Raw genomic sequence first — 18,073 nt, 5'->3', positions numbered from 1 at the left:
GTCGGTAGAGCTAACTAGGTCAGCAGCAGTTCCGTTCGCACCATGCCGGCCCGCTCTGCCCTGGCCAGGATCCCTAAGCGGGTTCCCGCCGGAGCTCGGATTACCCACTCCAGCTTGCGCCGAAAATCCACCTCTCCCGCATCGGAAAAGGCTTTGACAAAGGCTTTGTTGGAGCGCCCTTCCAAGTGGCCCACCCTTTGTTTGGCTTGCCCCATGACCAGCGCGGCTGTCTCCGGCATTTGTACCTCCACCTCAATCGGTCGCACGATCTGCCGCTCCAGAGCTTTTTGGCTGGTGTAGGTGGGCAGGAAGCCTTGATTTTCTAGCTGCAAAATAACTTTGTACAGGTCGGATCCCTGTGGGTGAACCTCTGCTTTGGCGATGGCCAACTTGGGGCTCATCAGGGCATGAGCCAGAGTGAACTGGCAGTGCTGCCGACACAGCTGCGGCAAGACTTGGGGCGGGGCATTATCCCAGGTCATTTTTTTTTTCCAGCCGCCGATCTCTACCGGCCCCAGTTGCGGATGCTCGAAGGGCTGCCAATCCACAAACCCCCCGCCACCGAGGTGTTCATCGTTCCATTGCAGGATTTTGAGATCATCCGCTTCCGTATGGCGGCGATACCACTGGATGTAGTCTCCTTTTTGGATCCCGGCAGCCGTCGGCAGATCCCAAAGCTCAGTGGTAAAGCCGAACCAGCCCCAGTGATCGTAGGCGTAGTCGTCCATGCCGCCGTGGAGAATTTGTTTGGGGTGGTAGCGGAACTTGTGATAGACAGAAACGCATTCGTAGCCCGTCAGTTGGGTGCCCTTCTCCCCGATGAGTTGAAAAGTTTCCAGATCCTCGACTGGGAAATGCTCATCCGGATGGGTGGAATAGGGCCGTAGGATCACCGCCGAGTAGGTGTGATAGGTTACAAAGCCATTGATGTTGCGATGGGTACGCCAAAATTCCGCTTCAGCTCGGGTCTCTGGCTCACTGAAGGGATAGGCGCCTGCCCCTTTCTGTTCTCCCTCGGGGGCCCACTCGAAGGGATAGTTGCGGTTGAAGTCCATACCCGCTAGGGGCGGGGCAACCCGCACTTCGTAGCCATCGAAGTTGTGGATTAACCCCTCCGGCAACAGGGTGTAGTAGGTACCGCCAAACTCGTCTGGATCCCGGCGCACCATCAAGCGGGGATCCTTGTCTGAAATTTTCCAGGCCCCGCAGTCATCTCGGAGGCGCATCTGCAAAATCAGCCCATCGCCATTGATATCCTGCCGGTGCAGGCCATCTTTCTTGTCAGGATCCGGGTAGGCATGGGGGCTAGAGCGCAGATCGTCGGGGGTGGTGAGGTACTGCTCGGCCCCATCCACAGCAAGGCGAGGCAACACGTAGAGGGTATAGCCATCCAGCAGTCGAGTTGCCTGGGGATCCACGCCATACTGGCTCAGCAAGTGGTGAATAGTGTAAAGTGCTACCGCTGAGCCGGTCACTTCCCCCGCGTGGGTATTGGCATCGATCCAGTAGGCGGGTTTTTCTAGGGCGGGGCCGGTAGCTTGATGGGTGAGGGTGGCCAGCCAGATCTCCCGGCCTTGGCGGCTAGTACCGAGCGTTTCTAGGGTGATCAGGTGGGGATAGGCAGCCACTGCGGTCTGCAAAAAATCCACGATCTCGGCGTAGGTGAAGTAATGGCTGAAATCAAACTCTGGTAGCGCACCCATGGGTGGAGGGATCCCTCTGCTGTGGCACTCGCATATCTTAATCTTTTTAATCTTTCCGGGTTTGGCTTGCCTCAGGGTAGGGATCCCGCCTTCGCTGGACATGAGCTAGGTTCTGTTCAAGAAAGACTTTGAGGATTGATCCATGGGCTTTCTGTCACGGCTTGGGATCGGCTGCCTGACGGGTGGAGTCTTTGGGGAGCGGCACATAGTGGCTGCAGCGGCAGGGGCCTAGAGGGTTGACCGCGCAGGGCAAGAACATCGACCGGGAAAAATACTGGCAGGAGGGATCCCATCGTCCAGAAGAGACCGCTGGTAAGGTGCGCTGGGGGGTGCGGTAGTCCCAGGTGGACAGGCGGCGGGAGCCGGTTTTGTCCAGGAGAGGGAGCAACTGGGCCAAAAAAGTTAGTCCCAGCCATAGGCCCACTCCCATGATCAGTGGTTGCACCATTGCCCTCTCCCCCTTGTGTCCGTAAGCGTTGTCCGCCAACCGAATCCAGCCTAAGTCAGCCTTTTTCCAGAGGGCTAGGGGAACGGCCAGTTTTGTCACTGTCCCTTCAGTTCATCCTGGTGTGCAAAAAGCAGGCGGAAAAACCGATTAGAGTGAAGAGTGGATCGATGCTGTTAGCCTTTTCGCCCCCATGACAACTTCCACCCTTGATGCTGCTGCCATTCTGGAGGCGTTGCGTCCTGTTCAGGATCCCGAGTTGCGCCGCAGTTTGGTGGAACTGAACATGATTCGGGATATTCGGGTGGAGCCTGAACGGGTGGCTTTTACCCTAGTGTTGACCACTCCGGCCTGTCCGTTGCGGGAATTCATTGTGGATGAGTGCAAGGCGGCCATCCGCCAATTGGCCCCAATTGAAACCATCGATGTCACGGTGACGGCGGAAACTCCCCGTTCCCCTGCTCTGCCGGATCGCCAGTCCATCAAGGGGGTGCGCAACATTGTTGCCATTTCCAGTGGCAAGGGTGGCGTGGGAAAAACTTCTGTTTCGGTGAATGTGGCAATTGCGTTGGCCCAAAGTGGAGCCCGGGTAGGGCTTTTAGATGCCGATATTTATGGCCCGAATGTGCCCCTGATGTTGGGACTGCAGGATCAGTCTCTGTTCGTGCAAAAACGGGAGGATGGTGGCGAGGATATCTTTCCGTTAGAAAATTATGGCGTGAAGATGGTGTCGATGGGCCTGTTGATTGGGCGGGATCAACCGGTGATTTGGCGTGGCCCGATGTTGAACGGGGTGATCCGGCAGTTTCTCTATCAGGTGCAGTGGGGCGAGTTGGACTATTTGATCGTGGATATGCCCCCGGGTACGGGCGATGCCCAGCTGACCCTGACGCAGGCGGTGCCTTTGGCCGGTGCGGTGATTGTCACAACCCCACAATCCGTGGCACTGCTGGATAGCCGCAAGGGCTTGAATATGTTCCGCCAATTGCAGGTGCCAATTCTGGGCATTGTGGAAAACATGAGCTACTTCATCCCGCCCGACCTGCCGGATCGCCAGTACGATATCTTCGGCTCAGAAGGGGGGGAAACCACCGCCCGCGAACTTGGGATCCCATTGTTGGGACGGATCCCGTTGGAAATTGCTCTGCGCCAAGGGGGAGATGCGGGCAAACCAATTGTGGTTGGTCATCCAGAGTCGGCCTCGGCCCAAGCCTTGACCCAGATTGCCAAAACCCTGGCTGGGCGGGTGTCGATGTTGGCTTTGGGGGCGGGTTAGTAGCGCTCTACTTCCGTGAGAGAAACCCCAAAACTGCGCCCCCCCACGGTAATGCCCTCTTGGGCTTTGCCGCGCACAGTGACGGTACTGTTCATGGCCGGGATCCCTTTGTCGGTGATCACCCAAATGGAGCCGCTGCTGTCCTGTAGCTCGTAGACCCCCTGCCCAAATACCCCCACCTGGTTCACCACCTGACCCCGGATCCACACGTTGGAGTGCTGGCTGGGATTTTGAGCCACCGTCGCAATTGGGGTGGTTCCTACCCCCAGACGCGCCAGCTGCCCGCAGCCACTGGCCCCACCCAGTACCAAACCCAACCCCAGCAAGAGCGCTAGGGATCCCTGGCGTACCCTTTGGCTCGGTTGTTTGTTCATGATTGAGTCCCCATTAACGGCACCTGCTCCCACCATAGCAAGGGTGGGTGATGCTGACGCTGATGCTCTGCATACAGCGCGGGCTTCTCTAATCAACCCTAATGCCTTCAAGAACAAGGCTTATTGACAACTGTTCACAAAACTGACGTCTTTGTACTATGCTGAGAGCAACAGTCAGAAGCTAGGGATCCTAGGGTTCTCATGCCCTATGGGTTCTTGACCCATCTTCGCTCACCTTCGCCGGAGAACCTCGGAGTATGTCTGAAACTTCAACTTTGCGCCAAGCATTTAACAGCGTGCGGAACAATGCTGTCCTGCTCGGGGCCGAGGTGACCCAACCGGTTTGTGAGGGCATGAATGCGCTCTTTGCCAGCTTCCAGGCGCTGTACCTGCAATATCAGAAGCATCACTTCGTGGTGGAGGGCACCGAGTTTTACTCTCTGCACCAATTCTTTAAAGATCATTATGAAGAGGTGAGTGAGCACGTTCATGACCTGGGAGAGCGTCTGGATGGGCTCGGAGGTGTACCAGTGGCCAACTTGACGACTTTGGCCCAGCTGTGTTGCTTTACTCCAGAGCCGGACGGGGCTTTTGAGGCGCGGCAGATGTTGAGCAACGACTTAGCGGCGGAACAAGCCATTATCGATCTGTTGCGGCGGCAGGCGGCGCAAGCGGAAAGTCTTGGAGATCGAGCCACCCGCTATCTTTACGAGCAGATTTTGTTAAAAACCGAAGATCGTGCCTTTCACCTGAATCATTTCTTGGCCAATGACAGCTTGGTGTTTGGCTTGATGAACGGCAGAGCCTGATCCACATCCATATTGATTCTCAAATTGGGACAGATTGACGGGGGTTAGAGAGCCTGAGGGGGCACTGGTGAGGCTGACCTAGCTGACCAATTTACCTTTTCGCCATTTTTTTGATCGCTTATTGAGAAATACTCTTCTTTGCTTTTTGTTCTTTGACTTGGAGGTGTTGATCCCGGCTATGAACTCGGTTTCTCTGCCCGCAAATGTGTCTTCTGGTAGCTATCGTTTGGATATTCCCTTTGGGGAGCGCTGGCGCATTTGTCGTCGGCTTTTGGAGTTAGGGATCCCGTCGGTGTGCACCGGCGATGGTGGCTTACAGGTGGAAATGAATACGCTATTGGCAGCCCTGCAGGTGCGGAGTGTGATCCAGCAGCATACGGCCCGTCGGCAGGAGTTGGTGCAGGGTTTAGAAACCTGCTGGCAATTGAACATCCAAGCGGGGGGGCAAGATGGGCAAGTCGCATAAGCAAGGGATCCCGTTTGCATCGGAAGGGCAGTTTTTGGGCTTTGTGCCCTCCTCGGATGGCAAGTTGAAGTATTTACGTTGGCAGACGGGATCCGAGCTATTCACGGGCAAAATCCCCAAACCCATTCGTTCGCAGCTCTATCGCACCCTGCAACCGGGGGATCCGATCCAAATCTGGGGCGAACGGGAAGTGGATCTGCGCAAAGGGCAGGAGAAGTGGGTGCTCTACCGAGTGGAGCCCAGCCCTACTCAGTCCCCTGCACAGCCTGCACCGACTCTACAGGCCGGATCCTCAGCAACGGATCCCGGCCCAAAGCCCAAGGGCACTGTGCTGGTTTGCCAAAAGTCCGATTGTTGTCGGCGGGGCGCTGGGGATGTCATCCAAGCCTTGAAGGCCCATTTGGCCACCTACCCCGATTCTATCCGCGTGCAGGGGGTGGGCTGTATGAAAGCGTGCAAGCAGGGCCCCAATGTTGTGTTTATGCCTGACAAAGCTCGCTACAGTGGTGTCTCCTCGCAAGGGATCCCGGCTCTACTGGAGCGCCATTTTCCTTCCCCTTCTGAATCCAGTGCTAAACCCACCGCTTCTACCCAGTCTGCTCAGGCCGTTGCTCCCTAATGCTCCCCAACCTGGACAGCTGAAACTCAGCGCCTAAAATGTGGCTGGTGTTGCCCCAGGAGTTTCATGCAGGGATTAACCGGGAAAACGATATTGGTGACCGGGGCCAGTTCCGGCATTGGTCAGGCGATAGCCCTCCGCTTTGCCCAGGAGGGGTGCAATGTTGCCATCAACTACCGCAAAAGCCTCCAGGAAGCAGAGGACACCCAAACCGCCATTATGGAAAAGGTGTGTGGGGATGTGGAAGCCTGCCATGTGCAGTCGCTGCTGATTCAGGGGGATGTCTCTCAAGAAGCCGATGTTGTCCATTTGGTTCAGCAGGTGATTCAACGCTGGGGGCGCCTAGATATCCTCGTCAACAATGCCGGGATCCAAACCGAACGACCCGCCCATGAAATCAGCCTGGAGGAGTACGATCGCATCCTCAATGTGAACTTGCGCGGTTCCTTTCTTTGTGCCCGAGAAGCCCTTAAACATTTCCTTGAGCGGGGATCCGGCGTGATCATTAATGTGTCCAGTGTGCATGAGATCATTCCCCGCCCCTTTTATCTCACCTATTCCCTCAGCAAAGGCGGCATGGGCAACCTCACCCGCAGCTTGGCCCTGGAGTACGCCGGTCGAGGGATCCGCGTCAATGGCATTGCCCCTGGTGCCACCCTCACCCCGATCAACGATGCCTGGGTCCAGGATCCGCAGCAAAAAGCAGTGGTAGAGAGTCACATTCCCATGGGCCGGGCCGGTACGGCCGCAGAGATGGCAGCTGCTGCCGCTTTCTTGGCCTCCGATGAAGCTGCCTACATCACCGGGCAAACCCTTTACATCGATGGCGGCCTCACCCTGTACGCCGATTTTCGGGAGGCTTGGTCTGCCTAACCCGTTGATTCTTGTGGGTTTATTGGGTTTGGTTTACTGGGTTTACCCTGCTGTTGGATCCCCGTCGGATCTGCACCTGCCGTCAAGATGAGGAACACTCACCGTGAATGCTGAATGGCAACGCCTTGCCGACCATCAGGCTCGTAAAGCCCACTGGCTGCGCTGGGGCCCCTACCTGAGCGAACGGCAATGGGGCACAGTGCGGGAAGACTACAGCGAGACTGGCGATGCTTGGGGCTATTTTCCCCATGACCATGCCCGCTTTCGCGCCTACCGCTGGGGAGAAGATGGCATTGCCGGCATTTCGGACAATCACCAACGGCTGTGCTTTGCCCTCGCCTTTTGGAACGAACGGGATCCCTTTCTGAAGGAGCGCCTGTTTGGACTCACCGGCCCCCAGGGCAACCACGGCGAGGATGTCAAGGACTACTACTTTTACCTCGACAACAGCCCCAGCCATGCCTACATGCGCTATCTCTACAAGTACCCGCAACAGGCTTTTCCCTATCAAACTTTAGTGGAGCAAAATGGGCGGCGCGGCTATCACGACCCCGAGTTTGAGCTGATCGATACAGGTATTTTTCAGGACAATGCCTACTTCGACCTATTCGTCACCTACGCCAAAGCCAGCCCTGAGGATCTGCTCATTCGCATCGAAGTCACCAATCGCAGCTCCACCCCCGCTCCGCTGCACGTACTGCCCACCCTTTGGTTTCGCAACATTTGGTCTTGGGATGAAGGCCGGATCCGACCGCAACTGCGCCAAGTTCCCAGTGGCGATGCCTTCGCCCTGATCGAGGCAGAAGATCACCGTGCCGAACCGGATCCCTTTTTCCCTAGCCTCGGCAAACGCTGGCTGTACGCGCAAATCTCAAGCGGATACCAAAATCTTTTGTTTACAGAAAACGAAACCAACTACGCGGCTGTATACAACCATGCCAACCCAACGCCCTACGTCAAAGATGCCTTCCATCGCTATGTCATTCAGCAAGAGCAAGCGGCAGTGAACCCAGAGCGAGTCGGCAGCAAAGCGGCAGCCTATTATCAACTGCTGGTGCAACCGCAAGACTGCCAAGTGATTCAGCTGCGTCTGGCGGATCGGCCCGATATCCGGGATCCCTTTGGAGCAGAGTTTGAGCAGGTGTTTCTGGCTCGCCAACAGGAAACCGATGCCTTTTATCAAACCTTTGTGCCCAAAGGCTGTGGTGGCGACCGTCAGCAGATTCAACGGCAAGCCTTTGCCGGGTTGCTCTGGACCAAGCAGTACTACCACTTTGTGATCGAAGATTGGCTGCGCGGGGATCCCGCCCATCCCCGCCCCCACCGTGACAAAGCCCGCAACACCGAGTGGCAGCACCTCTTCAACGACGACATCCTCTCCATGCCCGACAAATGGGAATTCCCTTGGTATGCTGCCTGGGATCTGGCCTTTCATGTGTTGCCCCTAGCCATGGTGGATCCCAGCTTTGCCAAACGCCAGATGGATCGCCTCACCCGCGAGTGGTACATGCACCCGAATGGGCAAATACCCGCCTATGAGTGGCACTTCAGCGATGTCAATCCACCCGTTCATGCCTGGGGAACCTGGCGCGTTTATCAAATTGAGCAGGAATTTTATGGTCATCGGGATCCCGATTTTTTGGAACGGGTGTTTCAGAAGCTGCTCCTCAACTTTACTTGGTGGGTAAACCGCAAAGACAACAATGGCAATAACGTCTTTCAGGGGGGCTTTCTGGGGCTGGATAATATCGGGATTTTTGACCGCAGCTCCGAGTTGCCCACCGGCGGCTATTTAGAACAATCAGATGGCACCAGTTGGATGGGCATGTATTGCTTGAATATGTTCACCATCGCTTTGGAATTGGCCAAAACTAATCCCACCTACGAAGATATTGCCAGTAAATTTTTTGAGCACTTCCTTTACATTGTCGACGCCATGAACCACATGGGGGATAGTGTCAACCTTTGGGATGAAAGGGATCAGTTTTTCTACGATGTGCTACATACCCCTGAAAATGAGCGCCATCACCTAAAAGTTCGTTCGATGGTGGGCCTCATCCCCATTTTCGCGGTCGCCGTCTTGGAGCCGGAGGTTTTTGATCAATTTCCAGGGTTCAAACGGCGCTTCGACTGGTTTATGGCCAACCGTCCCAAACTGCGGCAATGTATTCACACGCTGGTACAAACCTCACAACAGGGGTCGGGCAAAACTTTGCTGGCTATTGTCAATCCCGATAAGCTGCGGCTGATCCTACAGAAAATGCTCGACGAATCCGAGTTTCTCAGCCCCTATGGCATTCGTTCCCTCTCCCGCTATCATGCCGAGCACCCTTACACCTTCTATGTGGGATCCCAACAGCACCGGGTCGACTATACTCCCGCCGAGTCCGACAACGGCATGTTTGGGGGCAATTCCAATTGGCGCGGCCCGGTTTGGTTCCCGATGAATTATCTGATTATCGAATCCCTGCGGCAATTCCACCGCTACTTGGGAGAAGACTACCAGGTGGAGTGCCCAACCGGATCCGGTCAGTGGATGAACCTCGATCAAGTGGCGGATGAGATCTCGCGCCGTTTAATCCGCATCTTTGAACGGGATCCGCAAACGGATCGGCGGCCTGTCCACGGCGAATATGCCCTCTTTCAAACGGATCCCCATTGGCGGGATTTGATCCTGTTCTATGAGTATTTTCATGGGGATCGCGGCTGTGGTTTGGGGGCTAACCACCAAACGGGCTGGACAGGCTTGGTGGCAGCGTTGATTCAACAGGTGGGGGGAAGTCACTCCTAAACCCGCCTGAGTCCGTCTTTCATTGACTTCCATTGATGTTATACCGCTAAGCAGACAGGGTGAACCTGAAGGACGAGTAGCTATGGGCTGGTACAGGGAATCCCTCCTATGTGATGCTACAAACAGGGCTCCACAGGCCAACTTGTTCTAGCCACTCAGGGGAGGAAACAGACATTGCGGGTGGGGATCATAGGCACGGGCTACGCGGCGCGCTCACGGGCTGAAGCGGTGCGAAAGGATGGGCAAGCGCAAATTGTGGCCATTGCCGGTCGAAATCCTGATCGGACCAGTCCCTTTGCCGCAGAGTTTGGGGCCACCGCCTGTCCCGATTGGTCAACCCTGCTGCACGATCATCAGCTGGACTTGGTGTTTGTTAGCACCATCAATCGCGATCATGCCGCCATTGCCCGCGCTGCCTTGGGGTTAGGGATTCACACCGTTGTGGAATATCCTCTTGCCCTTGATGCTGCCGAAGCCCGTTCCTTAGTCAAATTGGCAGCGGAGCGAAAGGTGCTCTTGCACGTCGAGCACATCGAACTGATCAGCGGTGTGCATTTGTTGTTGAAACGGGAACTGGAAGGATTGGGCAAGCTTTTCGCCGTTCGCTACATTACCCTCACCGCCACCCACCCCGCCCCCGAGCGCTGGACCTATCAACCGGAGTTGTTTGGTTTCCCGCTCATGGGGGCTGTTTCCCGCATTCACCGCTTGGTGGATTTGCTGGGACCTGTAGAACGGGTAAGCTGCCAACTGCGCTACGATGGCCCGGATTTGCCCCACCGCTATAGCAGCTGCTACTGCACCGCTCAACTCAGTTTTGCCGATGGCTTGGTGGCGGTGCTGGCCTATGGCAAAGGGGACTCCTTGTGGTGTTCACAGCGGCTGCTGGAACTGCACGGGCAACGGGGGGGCCTGCTGATCAACGGGGAGGAGGCCATGTTGTTGCGCCCCGGTAGTGCTCACCCGCTGGAGACGGGATCCCGTCATGGGCTGTTCGAGCAGGATACCCATATGGTGTTAGAGCACCTGCGCCACGGTAGTCCCCTTTACGTCAACACCGAGAACATGCTGCATGCCCTAGCCGTTGCCGAGGCCGCTGAGCGGTCTGCCCAAACCCAACAGGTGATTCGCCTCCAAGACCAGAGCTAAGCTCGATCAACAGCCCTTGGCTGGTCCGAGCTGATACGAATGCTCTCCCATCCTCTCAAAAGGTACTGGTGATGCGGCGCATTGCCTCTTCCACATTGGCGCGGCTATTAAAAGCCGACAGACGGAAATACCCTTCCCCAGCACTACCAAAGCCGGAGCCGGGCGTACCCACCACATGACAGCGGTGCAACAGCTTATCAAAGAAATCCCAACTGCTCAGGCCGGCAGGTGCTTTCACCCAAACATAAGGGGCATTGACGCCGCCATAAACCTGGATCCCAGCCGCCATCAGTTGCTCCCGGATAATACGGGCATTCTCCAGGTAAAACCGGATCAAGCCCTTGACTTGTGCTTGTCCGGCTTCTGTGTAAACTGCTTCCGCCCCCCGCTGCACAATGTAGGACACCCCATTAAACTTGGTGGATTGGCGACGGTACCACAGACTCCACAGATCCACTCGGGATCCATCACCAGCCTGTCCTTTCAGGGACTTGGGCACCACGGTAAAGGCACAGCGAGTGCCGGTAAAGCCCGCCGTTTTGGAAAAGGAGCGAAATTCAATCGCGCATTCCCGCGCCCCTTCCACCTCATAGATGGAATGCGGGATCCCAGGTTCGCTAATGTAGGCCTCGTAAGCGGCATCGAACAGGATTAGGGATCCGTGGGCACGGGCGTAGTTAACCCACTCCTGCAAGTGCTCACAGGTGGCTACTGCCCCCGTTGGATTGTTGGGGAAACACAGGTAGATCACATCCACCTTTTGGGTGGGAATACTGGCGGTGAACTGGTTCTCGGCGGTAATGGGCAAGTAGATCAGGCCCGCATATTCCCCCCGGTCATTGGCTGGCCCCGTATGTCCAGCCATCACGTTGGTATCCACATAAACGGGGTAAACCGGATCCGTAACAGCAATGGTGTTCTCATGGCCAAGGATGTCGAGGATGTTGCCACAGTCGCACTTCGAGCCATCGGAAACAAAAATCTCCGACGCATCGATATCACAGCCCCGCGCCTGAAAATCATGCTGAGCAATTGCTTGGCGCAACCACTCATACCCCTGTTCTGGCCCATAGCCCCGAAAAGTAGCCGGATCCCCCATCTCTTCCACCGCCCGGATCATGGCCGTCCGGCAGGCTTCCGGCAGAGGCTCAGTCACATCGCCAATGCCCATTTTGATAATGGGAGCGTCAGGATGGGCTTCGGCAAAGGCTCGCACCCGTCGGGCAATTTCCGGGAAAAGGTAGCCGGCCTTCAGTTTCAGGTAGTGGTCGTTAATCCTGGCCATAGGGGTTGAGCAAAGAAAATGTCTATCGGCCCTACAGTGTAGCTGACCCTGGCTCCAGAGACGGAAGATCCCAATCAGCAGTTGGTCAACACAGTTGGCACACTTAAGTTTAAAGTAGAGTCCATTTTTACTTTTTAAATTCACTCCCCCTTAATCAACTCCATCAAGGGGATGCCCGCTCCAGTATGACCGGTATAAATTCAAACAAGAAAAAGCCTACAGATTAACCGAGAATTAACCTTTTGGCGTGGGTTTCCTTAATCATGCAGTGTCAATATAAATCCTGCAATTCTGCTTAATACACAGATCTTTCTCTCCCTATCTATTAGGGCTTATGACTTCTCGCCTTAACTAACTGTTGGAACTGAGTACGAGCTTGGTGGCTGGCGAGATTTAAGGGTCAGGCAGTTTGAGTCATCATGTTCCGGAGGTGTGCTGTGAGTTACAGAGTCAAAGCTCCTCAAAGGTTGATCTTGATTTCTATCCTGAGCTCTGCCTTGGGGTTCATAGTGGGTTGTGGCGGCGGCTCCCCTTCAACTCTTTCTCTCTCTACACCTTTAGTAACACAACCTCCCCAATCCCCTACAGTGTCTGCGCCTAGCGCTGCCCCGACAACTCAGCCTACCCCCAACCAACCAACTATTGAGCCTGCTCCAACTGTGAGCACCAATACAGCCACTATCTTAGTTAATGGGGAGTCTATAATTTTTAATCTCAGAGACTTTATGGTTGCTTTGGCTCGAATCATAAGTCCAAATGCAACAGCGATGGAAATTCAAGAAATCATTTTTAATATTTTTGGAATTAGGATTTCTGAAGAAGAAATTCTAGCTGCCCAAGCAGTCAACATAGCACTTTACGATTTTAACGGTGACGGACTGATTGGCAACATCGAGGATTTTGGGGTTGTTTTAGGTGCATTGTTTGGCTTAGAAACTGCTGAGAGTATAGAGCAAGTTTGTCTGGGACTTCTACAGGTATCCTGCAAAATAAGCCCCAACATTGAGTTGCCTCAAATGGCTTCTCCAGCTCCCTTCTTTCCAGGATTTACCCCGACTCCATTTCCAAGCTCCCCCACTGCCCCTGGAGGAGGTGGAGGTACAGAATCTAGTCCAGCTCCCACCCCTACCCCATCACCCACTGGAGATGGGCAGCCTAGTGGATTGCCTCCAGCAAATGGTTTGGTAGTGAGAATTACCGATCAAGATCAAATAGATGGACAACCTCGAACTACAGGTGACTCTATCTCACTTCAGGCAACAGCAGTAGACGAACAGGGGAATGATTGGTCTAGGTTAATTGAGTGGCTGGATCATCAAGGCCGACCCATGGGATCCGGCCCCAGCTTCACTTACAATGCTGGCTCGCAGGCTCTCATGGAAACCATTACAGCTCGGGTGAGAACTGCAGGAAGAGCCAGCTTTGATCGAGTCAGCTTTACTGTTAGTCCCCCCGATGTTAAAGTTGCTCCACATATTAAGGTGTTGCCAGATCGAGGAACCCAGATTATACAGTCAACTTTTGATCCAGATCTTATCGAAGAACAAACAGTTAATGAGTTTACGCTGATTCTGAGAGACAATCAAGAGCTCCCTACATTGAAAACGGGAGATTTCATTGTTGGAGCAAATATGCAAGTTCCACCTATGAGGATAAAGGAGTTGCGACGAGGGGAAGGAGTCTTGGAGTTGGTTACTGAACTCGTATGGATAAGTGAACTTATCTTTGAGGGAGGGGGAGAATTCTCAGGCTCATTCGACCTCAGCATTACTAATTTGCCTGAGGAAAGAGTACTCTCTCGAGATGGCTTACTTAGGACTTATTCAGCTCAAGACAACTTTGTCTTTACAGGACTCAGCAGCCAAATCGATCTTCGCGAAAAATATATTCAAAACATTCCTCAGGATGCATTTGTTATTCCATTGATCTATATACCTTCGGCTAGAGTTGAACACAGCCTGTTAAAAGGCAGGGAATTAAATATTCTAGCGAGAAAATTCAAGACAAGTGGCATTAGGGGTCAGTTGGAGCTCCTAGGTCAAGGTTATTTAAAACTTAATTTTGAGCCAAATTTTCAAGGAGAGATCAGATTTGGAAGGGAGATCACTGACAATTTAGGGATCAGCTATTTCAACCTCTTGATGGAGTTAGAACAGTCGTCAGTAGCTGGCTTTGCTTTAGATGGACAAGCAAAAATTGATTTGGCTCTTGAGCAGGATCTAACTGAGAGGGCTCTGGGTTTACTGAATAGAATTCCAAAGCCTCGGATACTATTTGCTATTGGACCAATTCCTGCTTGGGTGGAACCAGAATTTAAGGTTAAGCTCGGGATAGAACCTTCCCTATCTGCCATTGTGAGAGGAGGCAACATAGGATTTGATCAAAATTTCAATGCTACCTTACACCTTGGCTATGATGGATCAGATTGGTTTGCGCGTCAGGAAGCGGGTTTTGAAGTAGTGCCATTTCTGCGGGGAAATACATTCCTTGATGGCTCCCTCAAGCTTCAAATTAAGCCTGAAGTTCAATTCAAAATATATTCAGGTGGTGGGCCGAAGGTTGCTGTTGTTCCATCAGCTACAGGTAGTATCGGTTCCCAGCCCAGAAACTACAATACAGATATCCAGCTGCCCCTTCCTTCATCATATCGACGTTCGGACAAGGTTCCTCTCTTGGCCACAACGCAACCGTTACCGACGGCGCAACTTGCTCCCGGTTTATCTCTTGACGTCACAGCTTTCTCCACTGAAGATATCCGATTCCTCCCCCCAGGATTTTTGAAGGGTGACTTTGGTCGATTCAGCTTTGATCTACTAAGTCCTCTAGGTTCTCTAGGTATAGATATTCCTTCCCTTAGTGTTGATTTGCCTTATTCGCCGCAGCAATTTGATTCCCTGTCTTTTTGGATTGGCTGGGAAGATTCTGAGCTAGGATACATCGCAGAAAGTAAAGAAGGAGAAGTTCTATGGTTAGGCAGTTGCTTTTTTGACGAGGAGGATGAAGGAGTAAGATCAATCAAAGCTGTAGTGTTTAGTGCTGGCGATTTCGAAGGCAGAAAGAAAATTGCAGAGAGTTCGCCGATTAACATTGTCATCGACCCTCCTGATACTAGATGCCCAGATTTTGATCCAGAAATTAAATTAGTTGAGTTTCCTGAAGTCATTGAAGATGGTACTCCATATCCACTTTTAGTTCATGCTGGATTGAGAGATCAGGAAGGAAACATCACTACAGGTCAGTCTCTTGAGGTGGAAATCCAAGTTCTCAGCAATAATGGTTCTGTGAGTGAAAGCATGGGTTCTACGGATTCTGATGGGATATTCACAACAACAGCGGTCTTAGATCAGAATCTTGGTAATCTACAGCTTGGCATTATAGTTCGCTATAGAACCACTTTCAACGGCGAGGAAATTGTTCTAGAAGATCGTGGAACCATTTCCGCAAAAGATATTTGTGATATCGAGCCCAACTGTAATCCTCCTGCTGGAGGAGGTCTACCAATTGTAGTCGGCTTCGGCAGTGGGGGAAATCCACCCGGCAGCGGTGGCGGACTTCCGGGTGGAGGTGGGGGGCCGACTCCAACCCCAACCCCGACTCCAACTCCTCTTCCAGAGTGCGAAGACTGTAGCGACGGCTTTACAATCGGGGATCCACACTTCAAGACTTTAGATGGGCTCTACTACGCCTTCCATGGGCAAGGTGAGTTTTGGCTCGTCAAGTCTGATGATGACGAGATCCAGATACAGACTCGGCAAATACCTGTGAGGACGGGGGCAAACGTCACTTTGAATGCTGCAGTTGCTATCAAGATGGGATCCCAGCGGCTTGGATTCTACGGGCCACAAGTGCGGGTGGATGGAGCCCCTATTTCGATTAATGTTGGTAATCGGTTCGTGTTCCAAAACGGAGGTGTTCTGCTGCGGGAGTCAAGCTCTCGGTATCGGCTAGTATGGCCGAATGGCGAGTTTGTTCGAGTCAACATTTTTAACGAACCCTCTTTTGCTCTACAGTCTGTGGATCTTGAGGTGTTTATTTCCTCTACACGCTTAGGTCGAGTATCGGGTCTATTGGGCAATTTCGATCGCAATCGTGCCAATGATATCACTACAAGATCTGGACAAACTTTGCTACCTCCAGTTGCACTTGACGACCTGTATAATGTGTTCGGTGAAAGTTGGCGAATTACACAGTCGGAATCACTGTTTGACTATGAGCCTGGGCAAGATACTAGCTCTTTTGTAGGTATGCCAACAGAGTTTGTAACTTCTGAGAGTTTGGATCCTGATGAGAGAGATGCGGCTGAAGCTGTCTGCCGGTCTAGAGGCATTACGGATCCAGCTCTGCTAGAAGCCTGTACCGTAGACGTTGCCATAGCGGGTGAAGCTTTTGCCAGTGTCTTCACAGATGCAAATCCGCCAATTGAGTCACTCCCCATAGCAGAACCTCCGACAATTATCTTATCAGTACCGGCAAGTGTCACATTAGGAGATCCAATTACCCTAGGACTATCAGTAAGTACCCCATCGGGGTTAGAGTCAATTCGTTTGGTCATCAATGGTCCGGGAATATCATTTGATGAGACTTTATCCACCGCCTTCACGGGTTGTTCAGTTGGATCTTTAACTTGTGAGTTTACTTATCCATTCCCATCAAGCCTTACGGCAGGAACCTACAGTTACAGAGTGACTGTTACAGATCAAACCAATCGGAGTGCAGAAGCAGCAGGATCAGTCACAGTCAATGCTGGTGGCGAGCAGCCTCTAGTTTTGGATCCAGGATTAGAAGCAATAATTCGAGAGGCTATTGCTAAGCCATCTGGATCCCTCCTTGCATCCGATCTTATCAATTTACGAGAGCTAAACGCTAAGAATCGAGGGATCCAAACTCTAGCTGGGCTACCTCCTCTACCCAGTCTTGAATCCTTAGACATCTCCGATAACAGGTTACAAAATCTAATTGGCCTTCCTTCAGCTTTACCAGAATTGCGTGCTCTCTCCCTTGGTGGAAATCAGCTGAACGACCTAACAGGTTTGCCCTTGGAACTGCCAAAACTAGAATTCTTGGGAGTAGGTGAAGGTAGCTTGAGACGTCTGAATGGATTGCCGAGTACACTACCAAGCTTGAAAGTACTTTCTATAAATGGAACAGGGTTAATCAGTTTAGAAGGCTTGCCAAGCAGCTTGCCTGCTCTAGAGTTATTGAGCATTTGGCCTAACGAGCTGCGTTCGTTAGAGGGTTTACCTACCAACCTGCCAAGTATTAACAATATCAACATCAGTAGCAACTTCTTAACTGATATTGAGCGGATTGTGGATCTTTATGGAAATGGGCTAAGTTCTGGTGACAATCTAAACATCAGCTTCAATTGCTTAGCCCAGTCTTACCTTGTTGGTCTTCCCTCTAGGCTCCCAGGAGTGAACATTGAATTTAGCCCTCAAAAGAATGATTCTGAATGTCCACCGTTCTAAATGTCCACCACCACCACTTACTGACGGAATGGATCCTGGCCTGAGTGCAGCTATCCGTACATCGATTGGCAAACCCGCTGGTGAGATTACAGAATCTGACTTGGCATCCATAACTGAACTCGATGCCTCTTATCGTCAGATCAGTACTCTTGAAGGTATGCCGACCATGCCTAACCTACGAATCTTAGATCTGGAGGGCAATAAGTTAACTAGCATTGAGGGATTACCTAACCTACCGGAATTACAGAGGCTTTTCCTGGCTTACAATGAGCTCACCGATTTACGAGGTTATCCCAATTTGCCCAAACTGCAAGAGTTAGATCTAGGAGCTAACTCTATTAGCACTCTTGCTGGGCTCAACGCCAGTAACGCAACTGACTTTAGAGTAAATCTAAACTGTGCGGTTGGATCCAATGGAATTGATTTGCTTGAGCTTCCTACCAACCTGACAGAGCTGTACCTAGGTTTTAGCGCTTATCGCGCTGGAGACTTATATCGCTCTCTCACCCAGATTCCGAATATGCCAAGCAGCTTGCCCAATTTACGGGTTCTAATATTAAACCACAATTCATTTCCGAACTTAGAAGGACTTTCGGTAGATTTGTCAAGTCTACAGATTTTAGATGTGTCTCGCAACCCACTAACGAGCTTGTCAGGGTTGCCACCAGTAAGTGCCCTGCCAAATTTGAGAGCTGATTTATAAAGAGGGAATTAAGCTGCCAGTCGTTTCACCATTAACCGCAGCAATGAACCGTAAATCATCGCCTCGCTCACCTCTGTATACAACTCGTAGTCCTTACTCAGTCGTCGAAACC

General features: G+C 52.5%; 13 protein-coding genes and 1 pseudogene. 9 read left to right on the top strand and 5 right to left on the bottom strand.

Translation table 11 applies throughout. From position 1 onward, the window contains the following. Positions 1-14: 14 nt before the first annotated feature. On the bottom strand, positions 15-1,703 hold the full coding sequence (locus JX360_RS06105) for a M14 family metallopeptidase (protein ID WP_244349759.1): 1,689 nt from the start codon (positions 1,701-1,703) through the stop codon (positions 15-17). A 154-nt stretch (positions 1,704-1,857) separates the two neighbouring features. Further along, positions 1,858-2,151 (bottom strand): DUF6464 family protein, encoded by a 294-nt coding sequence (locus JX360_RS06100; protein ID WP_244349758.1) that lies wholly within the window; start codon positions 2,149-2,151, stop codon positions 1,858-1,860. A 190-nt stretch (positions 2,152-2,341) separates the two neighbouring features. Here JX360_RS06100 and JX360_RS06095 point away from each other — a divergent pair, with 190 nt between their 5' ends. Continuing rightward, positions 2,342-3,424: an Mrp/NBP35 family ATP-binding protein gene (locus tag JX360_RS06095; protein WP_244349757.1), complete on the top strand. Its 1,083-nt coding sequence runs from the start codon at positions 2,342-2,344 to the stop codon at positions 3,422-3,424. On the opposite strand, the gene JX360_RS06090 is transcribed toward JX360_RS06095, so the two are convergent. Beyond that, positions 3,421-3,798 carry a hypothetical protein gene (locus JX360_RS06090; protein ID WP_244349756.1) on the bottom strand — a complete coding sequence of 126 codons (378 nt, stop codon included), beginning with the start codon at positions 3,796-3,798 and terminating at the stop codon, positions 3,421-3,423. The two genes, JX360_RS06095 and JX360_RS06090, sit on opposite strands and share 4 nt — an antisense overlap. Before the next feature lie 257 nt (positions 3,799-4,055). Here JX360_RS06090 and dpsA point away from each other — a divergent pair, with 257 nt between their 5' ends. From dpsA to JX360_RS06060, 6 genes are all read left to right on the top strand, one after another. Further along, a complete protein-coding gene (gene dpsA, locus JX360_RS06085; protein WP_244349755.1) occupies positions 4,056-4,607 on the top strand; it encodes a DNA starvation/stress protection protein DpsA in 552 nt (183 codons plus the stop codon). 178 nt (positions 4,608-4,785) lie between these two features. Beyond that, complete coding sequence (locus tag JX360_RS06080; RefSeq protein WP_244349754.1) at positions 4,786-5,073, top strand: Asr1405/Asl0597 family protein; 288 nt, start codon at positions 4,786-4,788, stop codon at positions 5,071-5,073. Further along, a complete protein-coding gene (locus tag JX360_RS06075; RefSeq protein ID WP_244349753.1) occupies positions 5,057-5,692 on the top strand; it encodes a (2Fe-2S) ferredoxin domain-containing protein in 636 nt (211 codons plus the stop codon). Before JX360_RS06080 ends, JX360_RS06075 begins: the two co-directional genes overlap by 17 nt. A 66-nt stretch (positions 5,693-5,758) precedes the next feature. Further along, positions 5,759-6,565 (top strand): glucose 1-dehydrogenase, encoded by an 807-nt coding sequence (locus JX360_RS06070; protein ID WP_244349752.1) that lies wholly within the window; start codon positions 5,759-5,761, stop codon positions 6,563-6,565. 103 nt (positions 6,566-6,668) lie between these two features. Further along, positions 6,669-9,356 (top strand): MGH1-like glycoside hydrolase domain-containing protein, encoded by a 2,688-nt coding sequence (locus tag JX360_RS17710; protein WP_244349751.1) that lies wholly within the window; start codon positions 6,669-6,671, stop codon positions 9,354-9,356. Positions 9,357-9,536: 180 nt separating this feature from the next. Further along, a complete protein-coding gene (locus tag JX360_RS06060) occupies positions 9,537-10,505 on the top strand; it encodes a Gfo/Idh/MocA family protein (protein ID WP_244349801.1) in 969 nt (322 codons plus the stop codon). Positions 10,506-10,560: 55 nt separating this feature from the next. On the opposite strand, the gene JX360_RS06055 is transcribed toward JX360_RS06060, so the two are convergent. Continuing rightward, positions 10,561-11,790: an LL-diaminopimelate aminotransferase gene (locus JX360_RS06055; protein WP_244349750.1), complete on the bottom strand. Its 1,230-nt coding sequence runs from the start codon at positions 11,788-11,790 to the stop codon at positions 10,561-10,563. A gap of 659 nt (positions 11,791-12,449) precedes the next feature. Here JX360_RS06055 and JX360_RS17705 point away from each other — a divergent pair. Continuing rightward, positions 12,450-17,258: a VWD domain-containing protein gene (locus JX360_RS17705; RefSeq protein WP_244349749.1), complete on the top strand. Its 4,809-nt coding sequence runs from the start codon at positions 12,450-12,452 to the stop codon at positions 17,256-17,258. After that, positions 17,212-17,961: a protein phosphatase 1 regulatory subunit 42 gene (locus tag JX360_RS06045; RefSeq protein WP_244349748.1), complete on the top strand. Its 750-nt coding sequence runs from the start codon at positions 17,212-17,214 to the stop codon at positions 17,959-17,961. The genes JX360_RS17705 and JX360_RS06045 overlap by 47 nt, the downstream gene beginning before the upstream one ends. Positions 17,962-17,969: 8 nt before the next feature. Here the strand turns inward: JX360_RS06045 and JX360_RS06040 are convergent. Beyond that, positions 17,970-18,073 (bottom strand): annotated as a pseudogene (locus JX360_RS06040) (IS5/IS1182 family transposase); the annotation flags it as partial.

The sequence above is a fragment of the Thermostichus vulcanus str. 'Rupite' genome, from assembly GCF_022848905.1.
In the GTDB taxonomy this organism is placed as follows: domain Bacteria; phylum Cyanobacteriota; class Cyanobacteriia; order Thermostichales; family Thermostichaceae; genus Thermostichus; species Thermostichus vulcanus_A.
Note: the sequence above shows the minus strand (reverse complement) of the source record. Positions and strands in the feature narration are given on the sequence as shown.

Excerpts from the sequence above, each read along its gene's own strand:
- JX360_RS06105 (WP_244349759.1), bottom strand. The coding sequence starts at position 1,703 with ATGGGTGCGCTACCAGAGTTTGATTTCAGCCATTACTTCACCTACGCC.
- JX360_RS06100 (WP_244349758.1), bottom strand. The coding sequence starts at position 2,151 with ATGGTGCAACCACTGATCATGGGAGTGGGCCTATGGCTGGGACTAACT.
- JX360_RS06070 (WP_244349752.1), top strand. The coding sequence starts at position 5,759 with ATGCAGGGATTAACCGGGAAAACGATATTGGTGACCGGGGCCAGTTCC.
- JX360_RS06095 (WP_244349757.1), top strand. The coding sequence starts at position 2,342 with ATGACAACTTCCACCCTTGATGCTGCTGCCATTCTGGAGGCGTTGCGT.
- JX360_RS06055 (WP_244349750.1), bottom strand. The coding sequence starts at position 11,790 with ATGGCCAGGATTAACGACCACTACCTGAAACTGAAGGCCGGCTACCTT.
- JX360_RS06090 (WP_244349756.1), bottom strand. The coding sequence starts at position 3,798 with ATGAACAAACAACCGAGCCAAAGGGTACGCCAGGGATCCCTAGCGCTC.
- JX360_RS06075 (WP_244349753.1), top strand. The coding sequence starts at position 5,057 with ATGGGCAAGTCGCATAAGCAAGGGATCCCGTTTGCATCGGAAGGGCAG.
- JX360_RS06080 (WP_244349754.1), top strand. The coding sequence starts at position 4,786 with ATGAACTCGGTTTCTCTGCCCGCAAATGTGTCTTCTGGTAGCTATCGT.
- dpsA (WP_244349755.1), top strand. The coding sequence starts at position 4,056 with ATGTCTGAAACTTCAACTTTGCGCCAAGCATTTAACAGCGTGCGGAAC.